The sequence below is a fragment of the Frateuria sp. GZRe12 genome (genome assembly GCF_051900535.1).
Classification (GTDB): domain Bacteria; phylum Pseudomonadota; class Gammaproteobacteria; order Xanthomonadales; family Rhodanobacteraceae; genus Frateuria_A.
Genome location: NZ_JBHZGI010000004.1, coordinates 80,577 through 98,640, shown reverse-complemented (window position 1 = coordinate 98,640; position 18,064 = coordinate 80,577). Strand labels below are relative to the sequence as shown.

The window sequence follows — 18,064 nt, the reverse complement described above, 5'->3', positions numbered from 1 at the left end:
ACCCAGGACGTACAACCACTCAGCCACGGTCACCGGGCGCCGCGGCGATCGCGTGGGGCTGGCCCGGGCACTGGATCGTACCTTTCATGCCGGAAAGGGCCGCGGCCTGCCCGTATCCCCAGAGGGCTATCGCGATGAAAGGCACGCACGCCAGGACGTGCAGGTAGCCGATCCATCTCGCGGTCGTACCGCGCCGGATGCGGATCGGCCGGAGGGCCTTCGCGCCGCGCGGCGGGTACTGGCCATCGCGCAGGATCGCCAGGCCATGGCGACCAGGCTCGATGGCCAGGACGATCGCAAACAGCATCGGCAGGCCGACGAACAGACCGAACCACAAGGCGGTGGCGCCGTTGATGCCCAAGACGGTACGGCACGGTGCCGTGTCCGCGAACCCGGCGATCCATGGGAGCGCCCACAGCTTCCAGGCGCCAAGAGCGAGCGCGCCCACGACGATGCCGATCAGGGCGAAGCGGATGCGCTCGCTACGACTGTAGGTTTCCGCGAATTCGGCTGGGTACATGGGCAGCCCGTGCCTGGGTTGGTTGGCGTTGGAAACTGAAACCCGCGTCTCTATCGCTTAGCCACCGTCCGCGGAGCCGAGCACGCCGATCGTATGCAGCCACTGCTCGACGAGCTCGGGCCAATGGCGGATCGGCAGCTTGCTGGGGCGCAGGCCGAAAGCGTGGCCGCCCTGCGCGTACAGGTGCAGCTCCGTGGGCACGCCGGCCTTCTGCAGCGCGACGTAATAGGCCAGCGACTGCTCCACGCCGTCCACGTGATCGTCCTCGGCCTGCAGCAGGAACGTCGGCGGCGTGTCGGCGGTGACGTGGATGTCCGGACGCAGCTTCAGGTCCGTCTCGTCGCGCGTGGCGTGGTCTTCATCCTCATGCGCCCACAGGTGGCCGGGGTAGAGAGCGATGGCGAAGTCAGGACGGGAGCTAAGCCGGTCGGCCGCATCCACCGGCGGATACGTGCGCCGCTCGAAATGCGTGCTGACCGCGGCCACCAGATGCCCGCCGGCGGAAAAGCCCATCACGCCCACCTTGTGCGAATCGACATGCCACTGCGCCGCGTGCTGGCGCACCAGCCCCAGCGTACGCTGCGCGTCCTGCAGCGCCGTCTGCACCTTCGGGTAGTAGCGGTGGCCGTCCTTCCAAGTTGGACCCGAATCGGGCACGCGGTACTTCAGCAGCACGCAGGTGATCCCGCGCGAGGTCAGCCAGTCGCAGATCTCCGTCCCCTCCAGATCCATCGCCAGCATCTGGTAACCGCCACCAGGAAACACCACCACGGCCACGCCGGTGTTGTGGCCCTTGGGGGCGTACATGGTCATCGTCGGATGGCTGACGTTGGTGACCTTGGCCCAGTCCGCGGCCACTGCCTCCGGCTTCGGGTGGGGCAGCGCATCCGGCACCGTGCCGGGCCAGATCGGCACCTGCATGTGGCCGGGAGAGGGTTGCCAGACGGCGGGGCGCGCCTGCGCGTGTGTGAAAGCCAGCGCGAGCAAGAGGAGCGGGAGTGTTGGCTTAGGCATCGGCTCGGACGGAGATGATCGACTAAATCAGACGCTGGAAATGAACCCTACCCCGTTTCCGGGGCCCACCGCGGCGGGACTCGACGGGCTCACGGAAAGTGCTCCGCCGCCGCCGGTGGAATCACCCAACCGTGCTTGCGCCCTTCGTACACGGAAACTGTGGGAGCGGCGAAGCCAGGATCTGCGAACGCACCAACCGGAATGCTCACGTAGTCAGGCAGACCGAGCGGCTCGTAGAACACCGTTGCGCCACACCTGGGGCAGAAATGGAAACGAGCGCCCGGGCCTTCATCTCCCGCCTGTACGTATTCGGAAGACACGCCAATGGGCGCGACGTTCGCGCGAGGAAACCGCGCCTGTTCGCTGAATGGACTGCCGGTGCGGCGCTGGCATGCCAGGCAATGGCAGATCGAGACACGGACCGGCTCACCCACAACGCGAGCCGTGAGCTGACCACAACTGCAGGAGGCGACCCGCTCCATCTTTGTCTCCGTTGCCACGGAATCCATTGTGGGATCTAACGCCTGAATTAAGCCGAGCCGTGAAGCGGCTTTGGCTTGAACGAATTGTCATACGTTCAAGCCCCGCCCTTGGCTGTTATTGACTCTAGGCGTTCCTTTAGCTTTTTTCGATACTCCGCCTCGGTGCGCCAAGTAATGAAGCGATTGCCCGCAAGGTCAAAGTGAATTGCTGAACCATGTTTGATGGAGAAAATAATCTCCTTTCCAATGGCATGAGCGAATCCCGCTTCGTAGTAACAGTTGGGGCGCTCTCCACTGAGGTCAGCCAGTACTATGGCGCTAGAGGAAAGTTCTTCTAGCATTTGTTGATTTATGCTGCCGCCATCTTGAATCTCGTCGACGCGCAAGACGTTAAACCCGAAAGATTCGCCGACAGGCTTGATTACGCCCGTGTATGCTGAATCTAGTTCGTCGTTACCGAATTGCATGATCACAAAGATCTGCGTTTTGAGAGGAGCGGCTGCTTGCTCGAGAAGGGATTTGATGCGCGGTGAAGAAGAGAGCACCTGCATGTCCTTTATAAACTCCTTAGTTGCGCAGTGCTGAGCAACGAATTGGGAGTTTGTTAGAGATGCCGGCATAGCTCCTTTTTTTGCAGACAACTTGTCCTCGGTTCTGACAATGGTAATGTAATCAGCCGAGCCAAAATTGAAAAGAGAGGGTGTTCCTTCGCGTGTAAGGACGCGAACTTGCTTGGAAATAAACGGGACAATGATGTCTTGTATCAAATCATCTCTTTTTCGATTCCACCAGTATCGGCGCTTGGTTCCGTAGTAGCCGATTGCGTGATACCACATGAAATCTCCCCTCTGTACGCATAACGCTAAGTTAAGCAGCGGCGAAGCAGTCCGCCCTGAACGAGTTGTTCGACATCACTTGATGATCGCCACGGCTTTAGCGAACTGTTTGCCAAGGTCTGTGGGGAACATGATGCCTTTGAGCCAGTCTAGTTTGAACTCTGATTCATCTGGTTCCGGAGTCCGAGCCTTCATCTCAGGTCGGTCGGATAGCCAGCCGTATTTAGACTCATCGGTTAAATGGGATTGGTAGTCGACAACTACAAGTCCAAGCCTAATCCAGTTATCGATCATCGTTGATAGGTTTTCAACGATCGATGGCGCCTTAGTAAGTTGATTACGCATGTTAAGAATGTGGCGCACAAGCACAACTTGGCCTCCATTATTCTTGTGCACGCGGGCAATCGAGGCGATCGGAAGAATATCGGATGGCAGTACGGACTTGATGAGGCGTGCTTCTTCTGACTCTAGTTGCTTCAAGATCTCAACGAAAGCAGGATGAGCCAGCTTCTCTCGATTTTTATCCATCGAACCGGCGAGAAGTTCAAGAAACAGGTCTCGAAGCGTGGGTTCCTCATGAGCGAACGCTAAGGCCTGAAGTGCGGGCCCGGCTACCGAAGCTTTAGGTTCAACAATGCTTTCCGGTGGGATTTTATCCGCCTTCTCTTTCAGGTCTTGCTCAAATCGCTCAGCAAAGTACTTTCGGGCTTTGTCAAAAGCGAAGTTCACAGCTGCTAGCGGCAAGAGAGCGTTGTTGATCGTCTTGGTCAGAGTGAGGGCTGTTTTCCCCAGTTCCCCGGCTGACGCTCTCACATTTGGCTCGTCGCCTGCCAGTCGAATGGCTTCACCGACGATCTCAATTCCGGTTTTGGCCTTGTCGATCCCATTCATATCGCAATTCCCTTGTGAGCCTAACGCTTGGTAGGTCCCAAATTGGGGCATATCGCCGATCGTCTCCCGTCGGAGACGCTTGCGTCAACCCGTGAAATGGGCCTCGTCTCAATTGTTTAGTGGCCCCGCGGTGCGGTGCGGCCGGGTAGATCGGCCGTTGCAAATCGAGGGAAACGGGGGCTATCCGATACACCCCGGATGTGGAGAAATAAATCGTATGGAGCGCGCGCGGGCGCAGGATCGGTGCCGCGTTCTGCGTTGGCGCCTAAGGCAGCCTGGCTGGTGTCGCGGGCACTTCATGGAGTGATAAGTACAAGGCTTCGAACGCTCTCGCCGTGTGATCGGCGTCCTCGCGCATGGCGCGGCGTTGTGCGGACCAGGCTAGTTGCAGCCGCAGGTCTTCGTAGTCCAACAGGCGTTTAATCGCATCGGCGAGGGCCATGCCGTCGCCGATCGGAGTGGCGAGAGCGGCGGCGGGTGCCCATTCGGCGAGGTGGCCCACGACGGTGCCGGCAGTAGGTACTCCGGCGATCGCGGCTTCAAGAAACACGAGTGGTCCGGTTTCGTGGCGCGAGGACATGACGAGCAGATGCGCGGCGCTCATGAGCGGATGCAGTTCGCGCTGCGTGCGGAAGCCGAGGAAGCGGACGTGCTCGTCCAGGCCCAATTGGGTGGCGAGGCGCTGCATTTCGCCATCGAGCGTGTCGACGCCGACGATGTCCATGCGGAAGTCGACGCCGCGCTTGGCCAGCTCCGCCAGCGCGCGCAGCAGGGTGGGCTGGTCCTTGACGCGGTTGAGGCTGGCGACGTGGAGCAGGCGGGCGGGGCCGGGGCCGCGGCGGCGGGGGGATTGCGGGGGCCAGGTGGTGAGGTCGACGCCGAGGGGAACGCGTTGGGCCTGGATGCCCAGCGTGCGGAGCGAGTCGATCGCCGGGGCGCTGGCGGCGGTGACCTGGTCGGCGCAGCGCAGGACGATCGCTTCGCTCAGGCGGCCGCGCCAGTTCAGGCGGCCGCCGTAGTGGATGTCGCGCAGGGCGACGAGTTCGCCGCCGGCGACGTGGACGAGGGTCGGGCAGTGCAGCCACAGGCCGGCGGCTGCGGCGACCTGTCCGCAGCGGCCGGAGAAGATGGCGTGGACGCGGTCGAACGGGGCGCGGCGGTGTTCGGCGGCGATGGTGCGGAAGGCGCGCCAGCGTTGCCAGCCGTCGCCGATGTTGTGAACGGTGGCGCCGGCCAGTGGCCAGGTGGCGGGGGCCGCTTCCTGGCGCAGCGCGAAGACGTGCACCTCGTGTGCCTGCGCCAGCCGCTTGATGAGGGCCAGCAGGGCGGGGATGACGCGGCTTTCGCCGCTGCGGTCGACGCCACCGGGCACGACGAGGGCGAGTTTCACGCGAGACTCCCGGGCCGGTTCTCCAGGGCGTCGGCGTAGGCGTCGCGGCGGCTCTGCAGGAGCTGCAGGTAGGCCTCGCGCCAGCGTTGGCCGACCGCGGCGAAGGAGAGCGTGGCATCGAAGTGGGCGCGTACCGGTTCGGGCGGCATGCGCTCGAGTGCGGCGGCGACCAGTGCCCGGGCCAGCGCGCGGGCATCGCCGCAGCGCCACAGCCGGCCGACCTTGCCGTCGCCGGTGAGCGCGCGGAAGGAGGGAATGTCGCTGAGCACAGGCACGGTGCCGCAGGCCATCGCCTCCAGCGCGGCGAAGCCGCAGCTCTCGGCATGGCTGGCGGAGAGGAACAGGTCGGCGGCCTGCATCAGGGTCTGGATGCGCGTGTGCGGAACCTTGCCCAGCAGGTGCACGCGGCCGGCAAGCCACGGGTCGCGTTCGATGCGCGCTTGCAGCTTCGCGATCAGCGGCGCGTGGCCGTAGGCGCACCACAGCTGCAGCCCCGGCAGTTTCTGCGCGGCGAGCGCGATGCCGTCGAGGGCGGTGAGCGGATCCTTGCCAGGCTGCAGGTGGCCCACCCACAGCACCGCCGGATGACCGTACAGGCCGGTTTCGATGCGCGCGCGTTCGCGATCGCCGGGCTGGAAGCGGCTGCTCGATTCGGGGATCGCGAACAGTCGCGTGGACGGCTGCAGCACGCCGGCGGCGGCGAACGGCCAGGCCAGTTCCGGTGCGGTGAACGCCACGCCGGCCATCGCGCGGTAGCGCTGGCGCCATTGCCAGCGACGCCACCAGCGTCGGGGCGCGCGGTCGGCGTGGTCCTGGAACAGCAGCGGCACGCGCGGCAGATGTTGCGCCAGCGCGTGGGACTCTTCCGGGAAGCCCAGGCTGTGCACGTGCGCAAGCTCCACGCCGAGCGCGGCGAGCAGGGTCGCCACGCGCCGGCCGCGCTCGCGCCGGCGCGTGCCGCGCACGTCGACGAAGTGGTAGTCCACGCCGTGGCGGGTCAGCCGCTCCGCGTGCGCGGCCGCCTGGATCACCGAGATGCGCGTGCCGGCGCTGGCCGCCGCCTCGGCGATGTCGGCCAGCGACGGCCAGCGCTCCAGCACCTGCGCGCCGGCAAGCCCCGCCGGCGCGGGCAGGAAGCTGACCTGCGCCACGTGCGGGGTCATCGCTACAACCCCTGCACCTGCGGCAGGCGCAACTGCACGAAGCGGTTGGCCAGGCGCAGCTCCCACGGGCGGTCGTAGTGGCCGATGCGGTAGCGCCACCCGGCCATCGCGCTCAGCGCCTGCTTGGCCCAGTGTGGGGCGCGCATGTCCTGCACGGTGGGATAGCGGCAGCGCAGCACGGTCACGAAATCGTCGATGCGCCGGCGCAGGCGCGCATCCAGCCACGGCGCATCGGCGTGGCAGGCGTAGTTCACCCACTGCGGCTGCGCCCACTCCTCGGGCGTGGCGGGAAACACCACCGGCTCGCCATGCAGGTCGAACAGCGGCGTGGCGCGGTGGCGGCCGCGGTCCTTCGCGTGCATCGAGCTCTCGGGCAGCGGCGTGTAGATGTAGATGACGATCTCGCAGGCCGGGTTCACGCGCTTCAACTGGCGGATGAAGTCGAAGGTCTGCTCGGTCTCGGCCTCGGTATGCGTGGGCGGCGCGACCATGAAGGAGAACTCGGGGATCACGCCGTGGCGGCGGCAGACCTCCGCGACCTCGAGCGTCTGGTCGGGACGCGTGCCCTTGCGGATTTCCTTGAGCATCTGCCCGTCGGGCGACTCGGCGCCGATGTAGGCCATGCGCAGGCGGCTCCTGCGCACCAGCTTCCAGCTTTCCTCGGACAGGTTGATCAACGCGTCGGCGCGGGCGAAGCACCACCACGGCAGTTCCAGCCGCGCCAGCACTTCGAGCAGCGGCACCATCTCCGCCTCGCGGTCGAAGAAGTTATGGTCGAAGAACTGCACCGAGTCCGCACCGACTTCGTGCTTCAGGTAACCGAGCTCGCGCTCCAGCCGCGCCGCGGTGGGTAGCGCGGTGGCGCCGCCGAACATCGCCGCCACGCCGCAGAAGGTGCAGTGGTAGCGGCAGCCGAGCGCGGCCTGGTGCGCGACGGTGCGATGGCCCAGGAAGGTGCGCGAAAGGTATTTGCGCGGGTCGCCGAGCTTTTGGTAGGGCAGCAGCGGCGGCGGGTTGCCGCGCGAGAACGGGCGCGCCGGGTTGTGCACGATGCGCTCGCCGTCTTTCCACGAGAGGCCGGCGATGGCGGACAGCGGCGGCCCTTCGCCGGTCAGCGCGCGGACCAGCTCGACCAGCGTGTCCTCGCCCTGGCCGCGCACCGCGTAGTCGACGTAGGGCGCATTGAGCGCCGCGTCGGTGAATAGCGTGGGGAAGTAGCTGCCCCAGACGATCGGCAGGCCGGGCGAGTGCTCACGGATCGCCTTGGACAACCGGATCGCTTCGGGCACGTGCGGGCCGCCCATCACGGTCATGCCCACCGCATCGAACGATTCGTGGTCGAGCACGCGCAGCACCTCGGCGACGGTGTCGCGGTCGATGTTGCCGTCGATGATCCGGCTTTCGCCGTGGCGGTCCAGCGCCGCGGCCAGGTTCAGCAGCGCGAGCGGGAAGCGCGCGCTGTGGCGCGAGGCGATGGTGGGGTTGATCAGCAGCGTGCGGGGTCGGCGGGTCATGGCGCGGTCACCGTTCGAAAGGCGGGGCGGCGAAGGCGGAACACCAGCGCCACCGGCACCTCCAGCGCGACGCGGTCGAAGTGCGCGCCGTCGGGGATGAGCGTGGGATCGAGCATGGGTTCGCGCACTTCGTCGATGCCCAGGTCCAGCGCGGCGCAGGCGGCGTGCCAATGGCTGTAGAGGTGTTGCGTGTGGCGCACGGCGTAGCGCTGGCCGCCGGCCTTGAAGTCGCGCAGCCAGCCGAGCGCGGGGCCGATCGGATGGATGTCGCTGATCAGCAGCGCGCCGCCGGGGCGGGTCACGCGGCGCAGTTCGGCCAACGCGGGGCCGAGGGCTTCGAGGTGGCCGATGACCAGGCCGCAGACAGTGATATCGGCCATCGCGTCGGGCAGCGGCAGGGCGGTGAGGCGGGCCTGGGCCACCGGCAGCGCAGCGCCGCCATACGGCGCCGCGGCGGCGCGGTGCAGCATCGCCGGGGAGAGATCGACGCCGGTCACGCGGGCGGCGCCGCGGTGCAGCGCGTGGCGCATGTAGCGGCCGCTGCCGCAGCCGGCGTCGAGCACGGTGAGGCCGGTGAGGTCGGTCGGCATCAGTTCGAGCATCGCGCGCTCTTCGGCCTGCATCACCGGGTTGTGCGCGTGGGCGGGATAGTCGGGCGCCCACAGGTCGTAGGCGGCCAGCGGATCGAGCACGGGGGGCAGGGTCATCCGTGCGCTCCCGCGGCGGCGAGGAACAGCGCGCCGGCCATGGCGTCGGCGGCCAGGCCCGGTTCGAGCGCGAGCAGCGCGTCGTCGGCCAGGCGGCGGTCGATAAGCTTGGGGCGGCCGTCCAGCGTGACCGGCACGGTGTCGATGCCGAAGGCGGCGAACCAATCGGCGAAGTCCGGATCGGCGATGCGCGGGAGACCGTCGCGCACGATCGCGCGGAGGTCGCTGCGCGCGAGGCCGAGCAGGCTACGCGTCGGATCGCCGCCGCGGTCCTCGACCACGAGCAGGTCCGCATGCGCGCCGGGCGACAGGCGGCCGCGGCCGGCAAGGCGCAGGATGCGCGCGGCGTCGCGCGTGACCAGGCCGAGCAGTTGCGTGGGCGTGAGGCCGTAGCGGTCGAGCGCGAGGCGCAGTTCGTCCAGCAGGTCGCGCTCGCCGCTCAGGCGCGAATCGCTGCCCAGCAGCAGGCGGCCGGCGTGGCACAGCCGGCGCGGATCGAGCGTGCGCCCGAGCAGGGCGCGGTTGCTGCCTGGGCACCACACCACCGCGGCGCCGCTGGCGATGACGCGCTCGATATCGCGCGGACCCAGGCCCACGCCATGCACCAGCACGCTGTTGGCGGCGAGGCAGCCGAGGCGGTCCAGTTCGGCCAGTTCCGCGCGGGCGGTGGCGTCGGTGCCTTCGGCCAGGTGGATCATCCAGGGCCGCTGCGGCGGCGTGGCGGCGAAGCTCGCGCGCACCGGCGGGCCGTAGCTGGGGCCGGCGAGCGCGTAGCTCCATTCGAAGTCGCGCAGCAGGGCGACCGGGAAGTCCGGCTCGTCGAGTGACGGGTGCCAGGGGTCGTGGTGGACCACGCAGGTCGTGCCGGCGAGCAGGTTCTTCAGCGCGCCGTGGCGCAGGCGCAGCGCCTTGGGCCGGGCCAGCGCGGCGACCACCGACGGCTCGGCGAAGTGCGCCTGGAAGGCCTCGATCCAGGCGTAGCTGTTGGGGAAGGGCGCGCCGGTGCGAAGGGGCGGCACGGCGTTGACGTGCAGGTGGTCGTGCGCGTTGATCAGGGCGGGAAAGACCAGGTGATCGCGCAGGTCGATGCGCAGCGCGGTCGTCCACGCGGCCGGCGCCATCCTGTCGCGGTGGATCGCCAGCGCGCCGCGCGCCACGCCGCTGCCGCTCCACCAGCCGGCGGCGAGCAGGAGCGTGTCGGGGCGGGCGTGCATGTCCATGGCTTCAGCGGCGCTGCATCACGATCAGGAAGTGATCGCCCATGTCGCGCAGCAAGGGCCAGCCGCCGAAGCGGTCGTCTAGGCGGCCAAGTCGTTCGCAGCCTTTCGTGTGGCGGCGATAGAACTCCACCAGGTAGGGCGGCGGCAGGAACAGGCTGAGCGCGCGGTAGGAGGAGAGCGCGAAGTGTGAGGCGAAGGCGCGGTGGAATTCGCGCGGCAGGTAATAGCGGGTCCAGATGACGTGGCGGTTCATGCCCACCGCCATCGGCTTGCGCGCCCAGCGCACGGCAGCGCGGCGGAAGCGCCCGCGGATCGCGTAGTGGCCCAGCTCCCAGGGGCAGAGCCGGCCGATCACGGAGAACACCAGCTTGCCGCCCGGGCGGAGCAGGCGGGCGCATTCGGTGGCGACGGCGGCGAGGTCGGGGGCGCAGTTGAGCGGGCCGAAGTTGGAGTAGATGCCGTCGAACTCGCCGCTGAGGCGGTCGAGCTGCTGCACGCCGAGGTGGGCGGTGGCGACCTGGCTGGCCAGGCCGCTGGCGGCGGCGCGCGCGCGGGTGCGTTCGACCATCTGCGGCGCCCAGTCGGTGGCCAGCACGCCGTAGCCGCGGCGGGCGAATTCGATCGCGTCCAGGCCGGTGCCGCAGCCGAGGTCGAGCAGGCGCGAGCCGATGGGGAGTTCGCGCTGCACGGTGTCCCACAGTTGCACGCGCATGCGCTGGATCAGCTCGTTGTTGCCGCGCGGGCCGTCGTAGTCGGGCGCCACGCTGTCGAAGGCGCGCTGGGTGTCGAGCAGTTGTGCCTCGTTGATCGCACCGTGCGATGCGTCGGGCGGAGCGAGCGGGAGTGGGTGGTTCATGCTGTCCTCGCGTGGCGCCATGCGGATGCCGCCTGCGTTCCATGGCTCGAGGTGTGAGTGCCGGGTGTAGGGGGTGGGGTTGAATGGGGAGTTGAGCCTTCTCCCTTCGGGAAAGAACTTGGGGAGGGGGGTCGGTGGCGCCGGATGCCGCGCTCGGCCCGACCCTCATCGCCCTTTGGGAGAGGGAACTTCAGGGTGGGATTTGAGGGTCGCCTCGACTTCGCGCTGCGGGCTACGCCCAGCGCGAACGGACCTTTTTTGCAGCGCCGAGCGGGGCCGGATCGCTAGCGGTTCCCCACCCCTCGCTCGCCCTGAGCGTAGGCGCCCAGCGCCGGCGTCGAAGCGCCGCCCGCGACCCGCGCCTGCCGCGCCGCATTGCGCGCCACTGCCGCCACGAGTCCCAGGCCAAAGCCGAGCACCAGCCCGGCGCCCCAGATCAGCACGCGGTTGGGATACACCGGGTGGTCGGGCGTGTAGATCGGCCATGCCAGTGTGGTCTGGTAGGAGTAGCTGGCGGTCAACCGCGCCTTCAGGTCGCCGACGGTCTGCTGCAGCTGGCGCACCTCCTGGTTGCTGCTGTTCAGCACCATGCTGGCGAGCATCAGGTCCTGGCGCTCGCGCGATCCTTCGAGGGCCTGCCGCAGCCGGTCGCGCTCGGCGGTCGCATCGCGCAGCTGTGCCTCGGCCTGTTTCAGCCGGGCCTGCGCCAGCTCCAGCGGCTCGGCCATCAACCCCTCGTGCACCCGTTGCAGGTGCTCGAACGTGACCCGCACGAAGCGCTGCGCCTGCTGCTGCGAATAGCCGCGCAGGGTCAGCTTGAGCAACCCGGCGTAGGGCGAGGGTTCGAGATCGAAACTGCCCCGGTACAGGTGCGCCTCGGCCGACCGCGGCGACAGGCCAAGGTCTTGCAGCACCGCGTCCTGGAACTCGCGCGTGTCCATGCGCTCGATCACCCGCTGGAACGGCTCGATGCGCGGGTCCAGCCCCCCTGGTGCCTCCCCAAGCTGGCCGGGGCGGATCCAGGCCGTCGCCTCCCAGCGCGGGCGCGCCGTCTGCGCGAAGAACACCGCGGCGGCCACCACCACCACCGCCACGGCGACGAACCAGCGCCATTCGCGGCGCAGGATCCGCCACAGGTCGATCAGGTAGATCTCGTCGTGTTCCATGGGCATGCACTCAGGTCGGGTGGGTCGAAAGCGTGGGGGCGCGCACCGGCAGCCACGCGGCGAACAGCTGCAGCAGCAGGCACAGCGCGATGAAGTCGACGTTGGTCCAGATGAACGCCTGCGGCGCGAACGGCGCCATCAGGCAGACGTAGGCCATGCGCAGGAAGACCAGCAGCCCGAACAGCGACACGTTCGGCCACAGCCGGCGCACGCTCCACTGCAGCCACAGGTACAGCGCGAACACCGCCGCCGCGGCGCCGGCGGGGCCCCAGGCCATCAGGAACGGGAAGAACTCCGTGCCGACGTTGACCGTCGGCGAATCCAGCGGAATGGACGTGCCGGCGGTCGCCACCGAGCCGCTCAGCGGCACCGTCTGGTGGAGCAGGAAGCTGGCGTCGAGGTAGTGCTTCGCCTCGATCGCGCCGAAGTTGTACGGCCCGGCGCTGATGTAGAGCAGCAGCCACTTGATGCCCTGCGGCGAGGCGCGATAGAGGTCGCCGAAAGGCAGCGTCAGGCCCTCGAGGGGACCGGAACGCAGCATGCCCAGCACCGAGAACACGGTGGCGCCGGCCAGCACGATCAGCACGATGCGCTTCCACGGCAGCGGCGCGTGTTCGTCCCGCCGCAGCACGATCACCAGCGCCAGCGCGAACAGGCCGTTGAGCAGGCGGTTGCGGTCGATCACCAGGATCGGGAAGACCAGGCCCGCGACCACCAGCGACCGGCGCAGCCAGCGCTTGCGCGCGCACAGCAGGCCCACCGGCGGCAGCACCCAGCACATGTCCGAGATGTGCCGGATGTGCTCGCGGCCGCCTTCCATCGTGGCGTAGGCGTGCGGATCGTCCACCAGCGCGACCGGGAACAGCAGCAGGTCCAGCAGGCAGAACGCCAGCACGGCGAGCGCGAAGGCCAGCGCGACGAACCCCTCGCGCGTGCCGGCGTATTCGCGCAGGCGGAAGCGCGCCAGCGGCGGCAGCCGGTTGCCCACCATGAGGTCCAGCAGTAGCACCGCGCCGGCGCAGCTGGCCAGGAGCGTGATGCCCTCGCCGTAGCCTTCGGGCAGGTCGTAGGTAAGCAGCGTCACCGCGCAGGCGAACAGCAGCGGCAACGCGAGCCAGAGGGAAGGGAAGCGCAGCAGTGTCATGCGTGCCTCGCGAGGGTCGGTGACGCGGGCAGGCCGGTACGGGCGAACGCGGCCAGGGCGAGGTAGGCGGCCATGTGCCAGGCGAGCGCAACGGGCCGCCGACGCAGGAACGCGATCTTGGCGCCGATGTAGTGCGCCTGGGCTTTGAGCAGGATGCGGTCCGCGCCCTCGAACAAGCGCGCGTGGCGCAGCGCGACGTGGCGCGATTCGACCAGGTTGGACACGCGCGTGGCGACATGCCGGGTCTTGCTCAGGTTGGCCTCGTGCATGCGGTAGGCGCACACGCGCACGTCGATGAAGCCCAGCGCGTCGCGCGCGGCCAGGCGCAGGAAGAAATCCCAGTCGTCGATGCGCAGGCCCTCGGTCCAGCCACCGAAGCGTTGCAGCGCGTCCCGACGCAGCAGCACCACCGCGCCGCCGACCGCCCACTGGCCGATCACCGCGCGACGGATGCCGGCATCGGTGCGGTAGAGCCGCTTGTCGGCGCGGTGCAGTCCGCACATGCCGCTTTCGTGCAGGCACCGGTCGTGCTGGTCGATGACGATCGAGTCGCCGACCACGGCCTGCTTGCCCGGGTGGGCCTGCAGGTAGCGCACCTGCGCTTCCAGCCCGCCGGGCAGGAAATAGTCGTCGCTGGCGCCCAGCCGCAGGAACTCGCCCTGTGCCAGCGCGGCCAGTTCGTTGAGCGTGGCGGCCACGCCCCTGTTCGGGCGACGCAGGAAGCGCACCGGGATCTCGCGCGCGTGCTGGGACACCCAGGTCGCTATGCGCTCGCCGGTGCCGTCGGTCGAGCCGTCGTCGATGATCACCAGTTCCTTGTCCGGCCACGGGTCTTCCAGCACGCTGTCCAGGCAGCGCTGCACGAAGCGCTCGTGGTTGAACGCGGGGATCAGGACCGAGACCAGCGGCGCGCTCATAGGCGCTCCAGGTAGCGCCGCGCCACCACCAGGGTGAAGCCCAGGTACAGCGCGTAGTTGGCGGTGAAGGCGTACACCGCGCCGACCAGCCCGAAGCGCGCGGTGAGCAGGTGCACCAGCACCAGGTAGGTCAGCGCGAACACGCATTCGGACGCGACGAACACTCGCGTCATCGCCTTGGCCAGCATCACGTAGGAGGGCACGAACGAGGCGATCTTGATCACGTCGCCGATCAGCTGCGGCCCGTACAGCGTGTTGGCCAGCGAAAAATCGCTGGTGAACAGGAAGCGGGTGATCCAGCCGCGCGCGAGCCAGATCGCCAACGCCAGCGCGACCACGACCGGCAGCAGGAAGCGCCAGCCCTGGACCAGCTCGCGTGCCAGCGCGTCGCGCTCATGGGTGGCGGCGAGCTTGGGCAGGTAGTAGATGTTGATCGCCGCGGTGAGGAACAGCAGGTAGGCGTCCGATACCCGCGTCACCGCCTGCCAGTAGCCGGTGTCCACCCAGCCGAACTGCGCGGCCAGGTGGGAGCGCACCGCGATGTTGACCAGCGGCGAAAGCACCGCCGAGCTCAGCGTCATGATCGAGAAGGTCGCCAGCCGCGCGGTCATCTCGCCGTCGAAGCGCGCCTTCCACATGCCGGGTCGGAAGTACGGGCTGCGCCGGAACACCGGCAGCCCGATCGCCAGCCACAGCACCTGGCCCAGGATCAGCGCCAGCAGCGCGCCGTACAGGTGCAGCCACGCCGACAGCACCAGCGCCACGGTGATGCTGATCGCCGAGCCCGCGACCTGCACCAGCGCGAGGCGTCGCACGTCCATGAAGCCGTTGATCACGGCCAACAGGTAGTTGACCAGCGCGATGCCCAGCTGCGCCACGGCCAGCGTGCGGATCAGGCCCTGGTAGCGCGCGTCGTCCAGCAGCCACAGCGCCAGCGGCCGGCTGCACAGCAGGGCCAGGCAGCCGATCAGGCAGGAGGTGCACAGCGCGTACCACAGCGCCGAGGCGAGCAGCCGCGAGAGTCTGGCCGGGTCCTCGCGGTACTCGGCCACGTACTTCACCAGCCCGGCGCTGATGCCGCCGCCGGCGAGCACGGCCAGCAGCGACATCAGGCTCATGAACTGGCCCAGCTTGCCGATTCCCTCGGGCCCTGCGAACGATGCGACCAGCTTGACCACCACCAGCGCCGCGACCAGCCGCGCCGCGGTGGCGGCGGTGGAATACAGGCTGGCCCGCGCGATGTTCATGCCGGGCTCCGGAACGCGTTGACCGCGGCGATCACGCGTTCGACATCGGCATCGACCAGCGTCGGGCCGAGCGGTAGGCTGAGCACTTCCTCGTGCAGGCGCTCGGTCAGCGGCAGGTGGACGTCGAGCAGTCCGGCATAGGCCGGTTGCCGATGCGGCGGCACCGGATAGTGCGCCTGGGTCTGGATGCCGCAGGCGAGCAGGTGGCGCTGCAGCGCGTCGCGATGGCGGCAGCGCACCACAAACAGGTGCCAGGCGTGGGCGTCGTCGCGCGCCACGAACGGCAGGGCGATGCCCGGATGGCGGATGCCGTCGAGATAGCGCCGCGCGACCTGCCGGCGCAGGCGGGTGTCTTCGTCGACGTACCGGAGCTTCACCCGCAGCAGCGCGGCCTGCAGTTCGTCCAGCCGCGAGTTGGTGCCGCGCAGGCGGTGCCGGTACTTCTCCTCGGAGCCGTAGTTGCGCAGCGCCCGCACGCAGTGCGCGAGGGCGTTGTCATCGGTGGTGACGGCGCCGGCGTCGCCCAGTGCGCCCAGGTTCTTGGTGGGGAAAAAACTGAAGCCGGCCGCATCGCCGAGGGCGCCGGCACGGCGGCCGTCAAGCGCGGCGCCATGCGCCTGCGCGGCGTCCTCGATCAGCAGCAGATGGTGCCGCTCGGTGAGCGCGCGCAGCGCCGGCATGTCGGCGAGTTGGCCGTACAGGTGCACCGCCATGATCGCCCGCGTGCGCGGACCGATCGCCGCTTCCACGCACGCCGGATCGAGGTTGAAGCTGGCCGGGTCCGGTTCCACCGGGATCGCCGCCAGCCGGTTGCCGGTGATCGCCAGGAAGCTGGCGATGAAGGTGTTGCCGGGCACGATCACCTCGTCGCCCTCGGCCAGCCGGCCCAGCTCGATGTAGCCGCGCAGCAGCAGCGCCAGCGCATCCAGCCCGTTGCCCACGCCGATCGCGTGGCGCACGCCGCACCAGGCGGCGAACTCGCGCTCGAACGCGGCCAGCTCCTCGCCCAGCACGTACCAGCCCGAGTCGATCACGCGCGCGGCCGCAGCCTTCAGCTCGTCGGCGTGGCGGGCGTTGACCGCCTTGAGGCTCAGGAACGGCACGTCGATGCGCGGCATTTCCATCACAGCGGCCACTCGTAGAAGTCATGCACCACGGCGCGCGCGCCGAAGCGCTCCTTCTGCGTCACCAGGCCGCCGTTGAGGACGCGGCCTTCCTGCTCGGTGGAGATGCCGAAGCTGAAGCAGTGGCGGTCGGCGTAGACGTTGCCGATCAGTTCGCCCAGCAGCAGGCTGAGCGCACAGCTGTGCCGGCCCGCCTCGGAGGCGGCCAGGTATTGCGTGTGCACTACGCGGCCGAAGTCGTAGACCAGCGCGCCGGCTTGCAGCTCGCTGCCGACGTGTGCGGTGTACAGCAGGATCTGCCGCGGGAAGCGCGACTGCAGCAGGCGCAGTTCGTCCAGGCTGTGCGTCGGGGTTGCCTCGTGCCGCTTCAGCACCTCGGTGAGCAGTGCGTGGAACGCAGCCAGGTCGCCGCCGGCTTCCATCCGCACGCCGGCCTCGCGCGCGTGGCGGATGTCGCGCCGCCGCTCGGCGGAGAAGCGGTAGCCCTCGCGCAGCGCGATCACCGAGGAGAGGTCGCGCCGCACCAGGTGGGCGCCCAGGCGATGCAGGGCGTACAGATCCTCCTCGGCGGGATAGGCGTGGAAGATCGACGGCACCGCCTTGTAGAGCACGCGGCGCATGCCGGCGGCGCGGAAATGCGCGGCCATCTGCGTGAACACCGCCAGCGTCGGCTCGGCGCGCAGCGCGGCGGTCGACAGCAGGCCGGCGTAGGTGAGGCCGCCGTGGCTGGTGACCACCCGGCCGTTGCGACTGGCGGGAAAAACGGCGACCGGTTCGCCGTCGCGCTCGACGATGAGCGAGCAGTCGGTGAAGCGCTCCGCGTGGTAGTCCATGTAGCCGCGCCGGTGCAGCAGATTGCCGGTGCGCGAGCGCGCCACCAGCGCGTCCCATGCCGCCGCGTCGGAGGGCGCGTAGGGCCTAAGCCTGAACATGGGCGGCACCTGCACGCACATGCAGGCGTGCCTCGGCCACGCCGAAGCCGTCCACGCCCATGTCGTTGCCGTTGTAAAACATCAGCACGCGGTCGCGCTGGAACAGCAGCGCCGGGTAGCAGAGGGTGCGCGAGTCCCAGCCGTGCTCCGACAGTGCAAGGCCCAGGCTTTCGTCGTGGCGCGCCCACGTCAGGCCGTCCCCGCTTGCCGCCACGCCGGGGAAGTAGTCGCCGCTGCGGTTGCCGCGGGTGAAATACATGACGTAGCGGCCGTCCAGGCGGTACACCCGCGGACGGCCGATGCGGTATTCGCTGCCGCGCGGCAGCAGGCAGGCGTGGTCGGCGCGCGGGATCGCGTCGAGGCTGGCCGCTTCCGCGCAGCGGATGTGGTAGCGCGGGAAGGGCTTGCCGTCGATCTGCTCCCAGTCGTCGCCGGCCGCATACCAGAGCCGCCAGCGCCCTTGGTCGTAGTGCGCCGAGTGCACGGCGGCGATCGTGCTGCGGCCGGGTGCGCGGTCGAGGATCGGCGTCTCCTGTACGCGGCGGAAGTGCTCGCCGCCGTCGCTGGACAGCGCCAGTCCGGTGAAGGCCAGGAACTTGGCCCGCGCCACGCGCTGGAAGCCGACGTAGAACAGGTGCAGCCCGCCCGGGCCGTGCACGACGTCGCCCAGGATCATGCCGTTGTCGTCGAAGCAGCCGCCGCGGCCGATGTCCAGCACCGGCTCGCGGCTGACACCGATCACCCGGGTCGGATCGTCCGCGCGCAGGTCGACGTAGCCGATGCGGCTGACGCCCTCGAGGTCTCGGAAGCCGGCGTAGACGCGGATGCGTTCGTCATCGAGCGCGACCGGCGTCGGCGTCAGCGCGGAGTGGCGCATCCAGGCGCCCATGCTGCGCCGCGCGGTGTCGAACACCAGCCCCTTCTTCTGCCAGGCGAACATG

The 18,064-nt window shown here is 68.6% G+C and carries 18 protein-coding genes; all 18 read right to left on the bottom strand.

Annotated features, from left to right (window positions below; genetic code table 11):
• Positions 1–19: 19 nt before the first annotated feature.
• The 18 genes from ACFWZ4_RS10900 to ACFWZ4_RS10815 all read right to left on the bottom strand — a co-directional run bounded on the left by ACFWZ4_RS10900 (position 20) and on the right by ACFWZ4_RS10815 (position 18,063).
• Positions 20–520 (bottom strand): hypothetical protein, encoded by a 501-nt coding sequence (locus ACFWZ4_RS10900; protein ID WP_439704706.1) that lies wholly within the window; start codon positions 518–520, stop codon positions 20–22.
• A gap of 57 nt (positions 521–577) precedes the next feature.
• Positions 578–1,534 carry an alpha/beta hydrolase gene (locus tag ACFWZ4_RS10895; RefSeq protein WP_439704705.1) on the bottom strand — a complete coding sequence of 319 codons (957 nt, stop codon included), beginning with the start codon at positions 1,532–1,534 and terminating at the stop codon, positions 578–580.
• An 89-nt stretch (positions 1,535–1,623) separates the two neighbouring features.
• Positions 1,624–2,016, bottom strand: coding sequence for a GFA family protein (locus tag ACFWZ4_RS10890; protein ID WP_439704704.1), 393 nt, complete (start codon positions 2,014–2,016; stop codon positions 1,624–1,626).
• Between the two features lie 95 nt (positions 2,017–2,111).
• Complete coding sequence (locus ACFWZ4_RS10885) at positions 2,112–2,852, bottom strand: hypothetical protein (protein ID WP_439704703.1); 741 nt, start codon at positions 2,850–2,852, stop codon at positions 2,112–2,114.
• A gap of 75 nt (positions 2,853–2,927) precedes the next feature.
• Entirely contained in the window at positions 2,928–3,743 is an 816-nt protein-coding gene (locus ACFWZ4_RS10880; protein WP_439704702.1) for an Abi-alpha family protein, read from the bottom strand.
• Between the two features lie 265 nt (positions 3,744–4,008).
• Positions 4,009–5,133 carry a glycosyltransferase family 4 protein gene (locus tag ACFWZ4_RS10875; protein ID WP_439704701.1) on the bottom strand — a complete coding sequence of 375 codons (1,125 nt, stop codon included), beginning with the start codon at positions 5,131–5,133 and terminating at the stop codon, positions 4,009–4,011.
• A complete protein-coding gene (locus ACFWZ4_RS10870; protein WP_439704700.1) occupies positions 5,130–6,296 on the bottom strand; it encodes a glycosyltransferase family 4 protein in 1,167 nt (388 codons plus the stop codon). The genes ACFWZ4_RS10875 and ACFWZ4_RS10870 overlap by 4 nt, the downstream gene beginning before the upstream one ends.
• A 2-nt stretch (positions 6,297–6,298) precedes the next feature.
• Positions 6,299–7,810: a B12-binding domain-containing radical SAM protein gene (locus tag ACFWZ4_RS10865; protein WP_439704699.1), complete on the bottom strand. Its 1,512-nt coding sequence runs from the start codon at positions 7,808–7,810 to the stop codon at positions 6,299–6,301.
• Entirely contained in the window at positions 7,807–8,517 is a 711-nt protein-coding gene (locus ACFWZ4_RS10860; protein WP_439704698.1) for a class I SAM-dependent methyltransferase, read from the bottom strand. Before ACFWZ4_RS10860 ends, ACFWZ4_RS10865 begins: the two co-directional genes overlap by 4 nt.
• On the bottom strand, positions 8,514–9,731 hold the full coding sequence (locus ACFWZ4_RS10855) for an amidohydrolase family protein (RefSeq protein WP_439704697.1): 1,218 nt from the start codon (positions 9,729–9,731) through the stop codon (positions 8,514–8,516). Before ACFWZ4_RS10855 ends, ACFWZ4_RS10860 begins: the two co-directional genes overlap by 4 nt.
• A gap of 10 nt (positions 9,732–9,741) precedes the next feature.
• Positions 9,742–10,593, bottom strand: a complete 852-nt coding sequence (locus ACFWZ4_RS10850) for a class I SAM-dependent methyltransferase (RefSeq protein WP_439704696.1) — start codon at positions 10,591–10,593, stop codon at positions 9,742–9,744.
• 284 nt (positions 10,594–10,877) lie between these two features.
• Entirely contained in the window at positions 10,878–11,765 is an 888-nt protein-coding gene (locus tag ACFWZ4_RS10845; RefSeq protein ID WP_439704695.1) for a Wzz/FepE/Etk N-terminal domain-containing protein, read from the bottom strand.
• Between the two features lie 4 nt (positions 11,766–11,769).
• Positions 11,770–12,903 (bottom strand): hypothetical protein, encoded by a 1,134-nt coding sequence (locus ACFWZ4_RS10840; RefSeq protein ID WP_439704694.1) that lies wholly within the window; start codon positions 12,901–12,903, stop codon positions 11,770–11,772.
• Positions 12,900–13,820, bottom strand: a complete 921-nt coding sequence (locus ACFWZ4_RS10835) for a glycosyltransferase (protein ID WP_439704693.1) — start codon at positions 13,818–13,820, stop codon at positions 12,900–12,902. The genes ACFWZ4_RS10840 and ACFWZ4_RS10835 overlap by 4 nt, the downstream gene beginning before the upstream one ends.
• Positions 13,817–15,067, bottom strand: coding sequence for an O-antigen translocase (locus ACFWZ4_RS10830; protein ID WP_439704692.1), 1,251 nt, complete (start codon positions 15,065–15,067; stop codon positions 13,817–13,819). The genes ACFWZ4_RS10835 and ACFWZ4_RS10830 overlap by 4 nt, the downstream gene beginning before the upstream one ends.
• The gene (locus tag ACFWZ4_RS10825) at positions 15,064–16,191 is read right to left on the bottom strand and encodes a DegT/DnrJ/EryC1/StrS family aminotransferase (protein ID WP_439704691.1); all 1,128 of its coding nucleotides are present in this window, start codon (positions 16,189–16,191) and stop codon (positions 15,064–15,066) included. The genes ACFWZ4_RS10830 and ACFWZ4_RS10825 overlap by 4 nt, the downstream gene beginning before the upstream one ends.
• A complete protein-coding gene (locus ACFWZ4_RS10820; protein ID WP_439704690.1) occupies positions 16,191–17,123 on the bottom strand; it encodes a GNAT family N-acetyltransferase in 933 nt (310 codons plus the stop codon). The genes ACFWZ4_RS10825 and ACFWZ4_RS10820 overlap by 1 nt, the downstream gene beginning before the upstream one ends.
• A complete protein-coding gene (locus ACFWZ4_RS10815; RefSeq protein ID WP_439704689.1) occupies positions 17,110–18,063 on the bottom strand; it encodes a hypothetical protein in 954 nt (317 codons plus the stop codon). The genes ACFWZ4_RS10820 and ACFWZ4_RS10815 overlap by 14 nt, the downstream gene beginning before the upstream one ends.
• Position 18,064 lies beyond the last annotated feature (1 nt).

Excerpts from the sequence above, each read along its gene's own strand:
- ACFWZ4_RS10825 (WP_439704691.1), bottom strand. The coding sequence starts at position 16,191 with ATGGAAATGCCGCGCATCGACGTGCCGTTCCTGAGCCTCAAGGCGGTC.
- ACFWZ4_RS10815 (WP_439704689.1), bottom strand. The coding sequence starts at position 18,063 with ATGTTCGCCTGGCAGAAGAAGGGGCTGGTGTTCGACACCGCGCGGCGC.
- ACFWZ4_RS10855 (WP_439704697.1), bottom strand. The coding sequence starts at position 9,731 with ATGCACGCCCGCCCCGACACGCTCCTGCTCGCCGCCGGCTGGTGGAGC.
- ACFWZ4_RS10865 (WP_439704699.1), bottom strand. The coding sequence starts at position 7,810 with ATGACCCGCCGACCCCGCACGCTGCTGATCAACCCCACCATCGCCTCG.
- ACFWZ4_RS10850 (WP_439704696.1), bottom strand. The coding sequence starts at position 10,593 with ATGAACCACCCACTCCCGCTCGCTCCGCCCGACGCATCGCACGGTGCG.
- ACFWZ4_RS10840 (WP_439704694.1), bottom strand. The coding sequence starts at position 12,903 with ATGACACTGCTGCGCTTCCCTTCCCTCTGGCTCGCGTTGCCGCTGCTG.
- ACFWZ4_RS10880 (WP_439704702.1), bottom strand. The coding sequence starts at position 3,743 with ATGAATGGGATCGACAAGGCCAAAACCGGAATTGAGATCGTCGGTGAA.
- ACFWZ4_RS10890 (WP_439704704.1), bottom strand. The coding sequence starts at position 2,016 with ATGGAGCGGGTCGCCTCCTGCAGTTGTGGTCAGCTCACGGCTCGCGTT.
- ACFWZ4_RS10830 (WP_439704692.1), bottom strand. The coding sequence starts at position 15,067 with ATGAACATCGCGCGGGCCAGCCTGTATTCCACCGCCGCCACCGCGGCG.
- ACFWZ4_RS10895 (WP_439704705.1), bottom strand. The coding sequence starts at position 1,534 with ATGCCTAAGCCAACACTCCCGCTCCTCTTGCTCGCGCTGGCTTTCACA.
- ACFWZ4_RS10885 (WP_439704703.1), bottom strand. The coding sequence starts at position 2,852 with ATGTGGTATCACGCAATCGGCTACTACGGAACCAAGCGCCGATACTGG.
- ACFWZ4_RS10835 (WP_439704693.1), bottom strand. The coding sequence starts at position 13,820 with ATGAGCGCGCCGCTGGTCTCGGTCCTGATCCCCGCGTTCAACCACGAG.
- ACFWZ4_RS10870 (WP_439704700.1), bottom strand. The coding sequence starts at position 6,296 with ATGACCCCGCACGTGGCGCAGGTCAGCTTCCTGCCCGCGCCGGCGGGG.
- ACFWZ4_RS10820 (WP_439704690.1), bottom strand. The coding sequence starts at position 17,123 with ATGTTCAGGCTTAGGCCCTACGCGCCCTCCGACGCGGCGGCATGGGAC.
- ACFWZ4_RS10900 (WP_439704706.1), bottom strand. The coding sequence starts at position 520 with ATGTACCCAGCCGAATTCGCGGAAACCTACAGTCGTAGCGAGCGCATC.
- ACFWZ4_RS10845 (WP_439704695.1), bottom strand. The coding sequence starts at position 11,765 with ATGCCCATGGAACACGACGAGATCTACCTGATCGACCTGTGGCGGATC.
- ACFWZ4_RS10860 (WP_439704698.1), bottom strand. The coding sequence starts at position 8,517 with ATGACCCTGCCCCCCGTGCTCGATCCGCTGGCCGCCTACGACCTGTGG.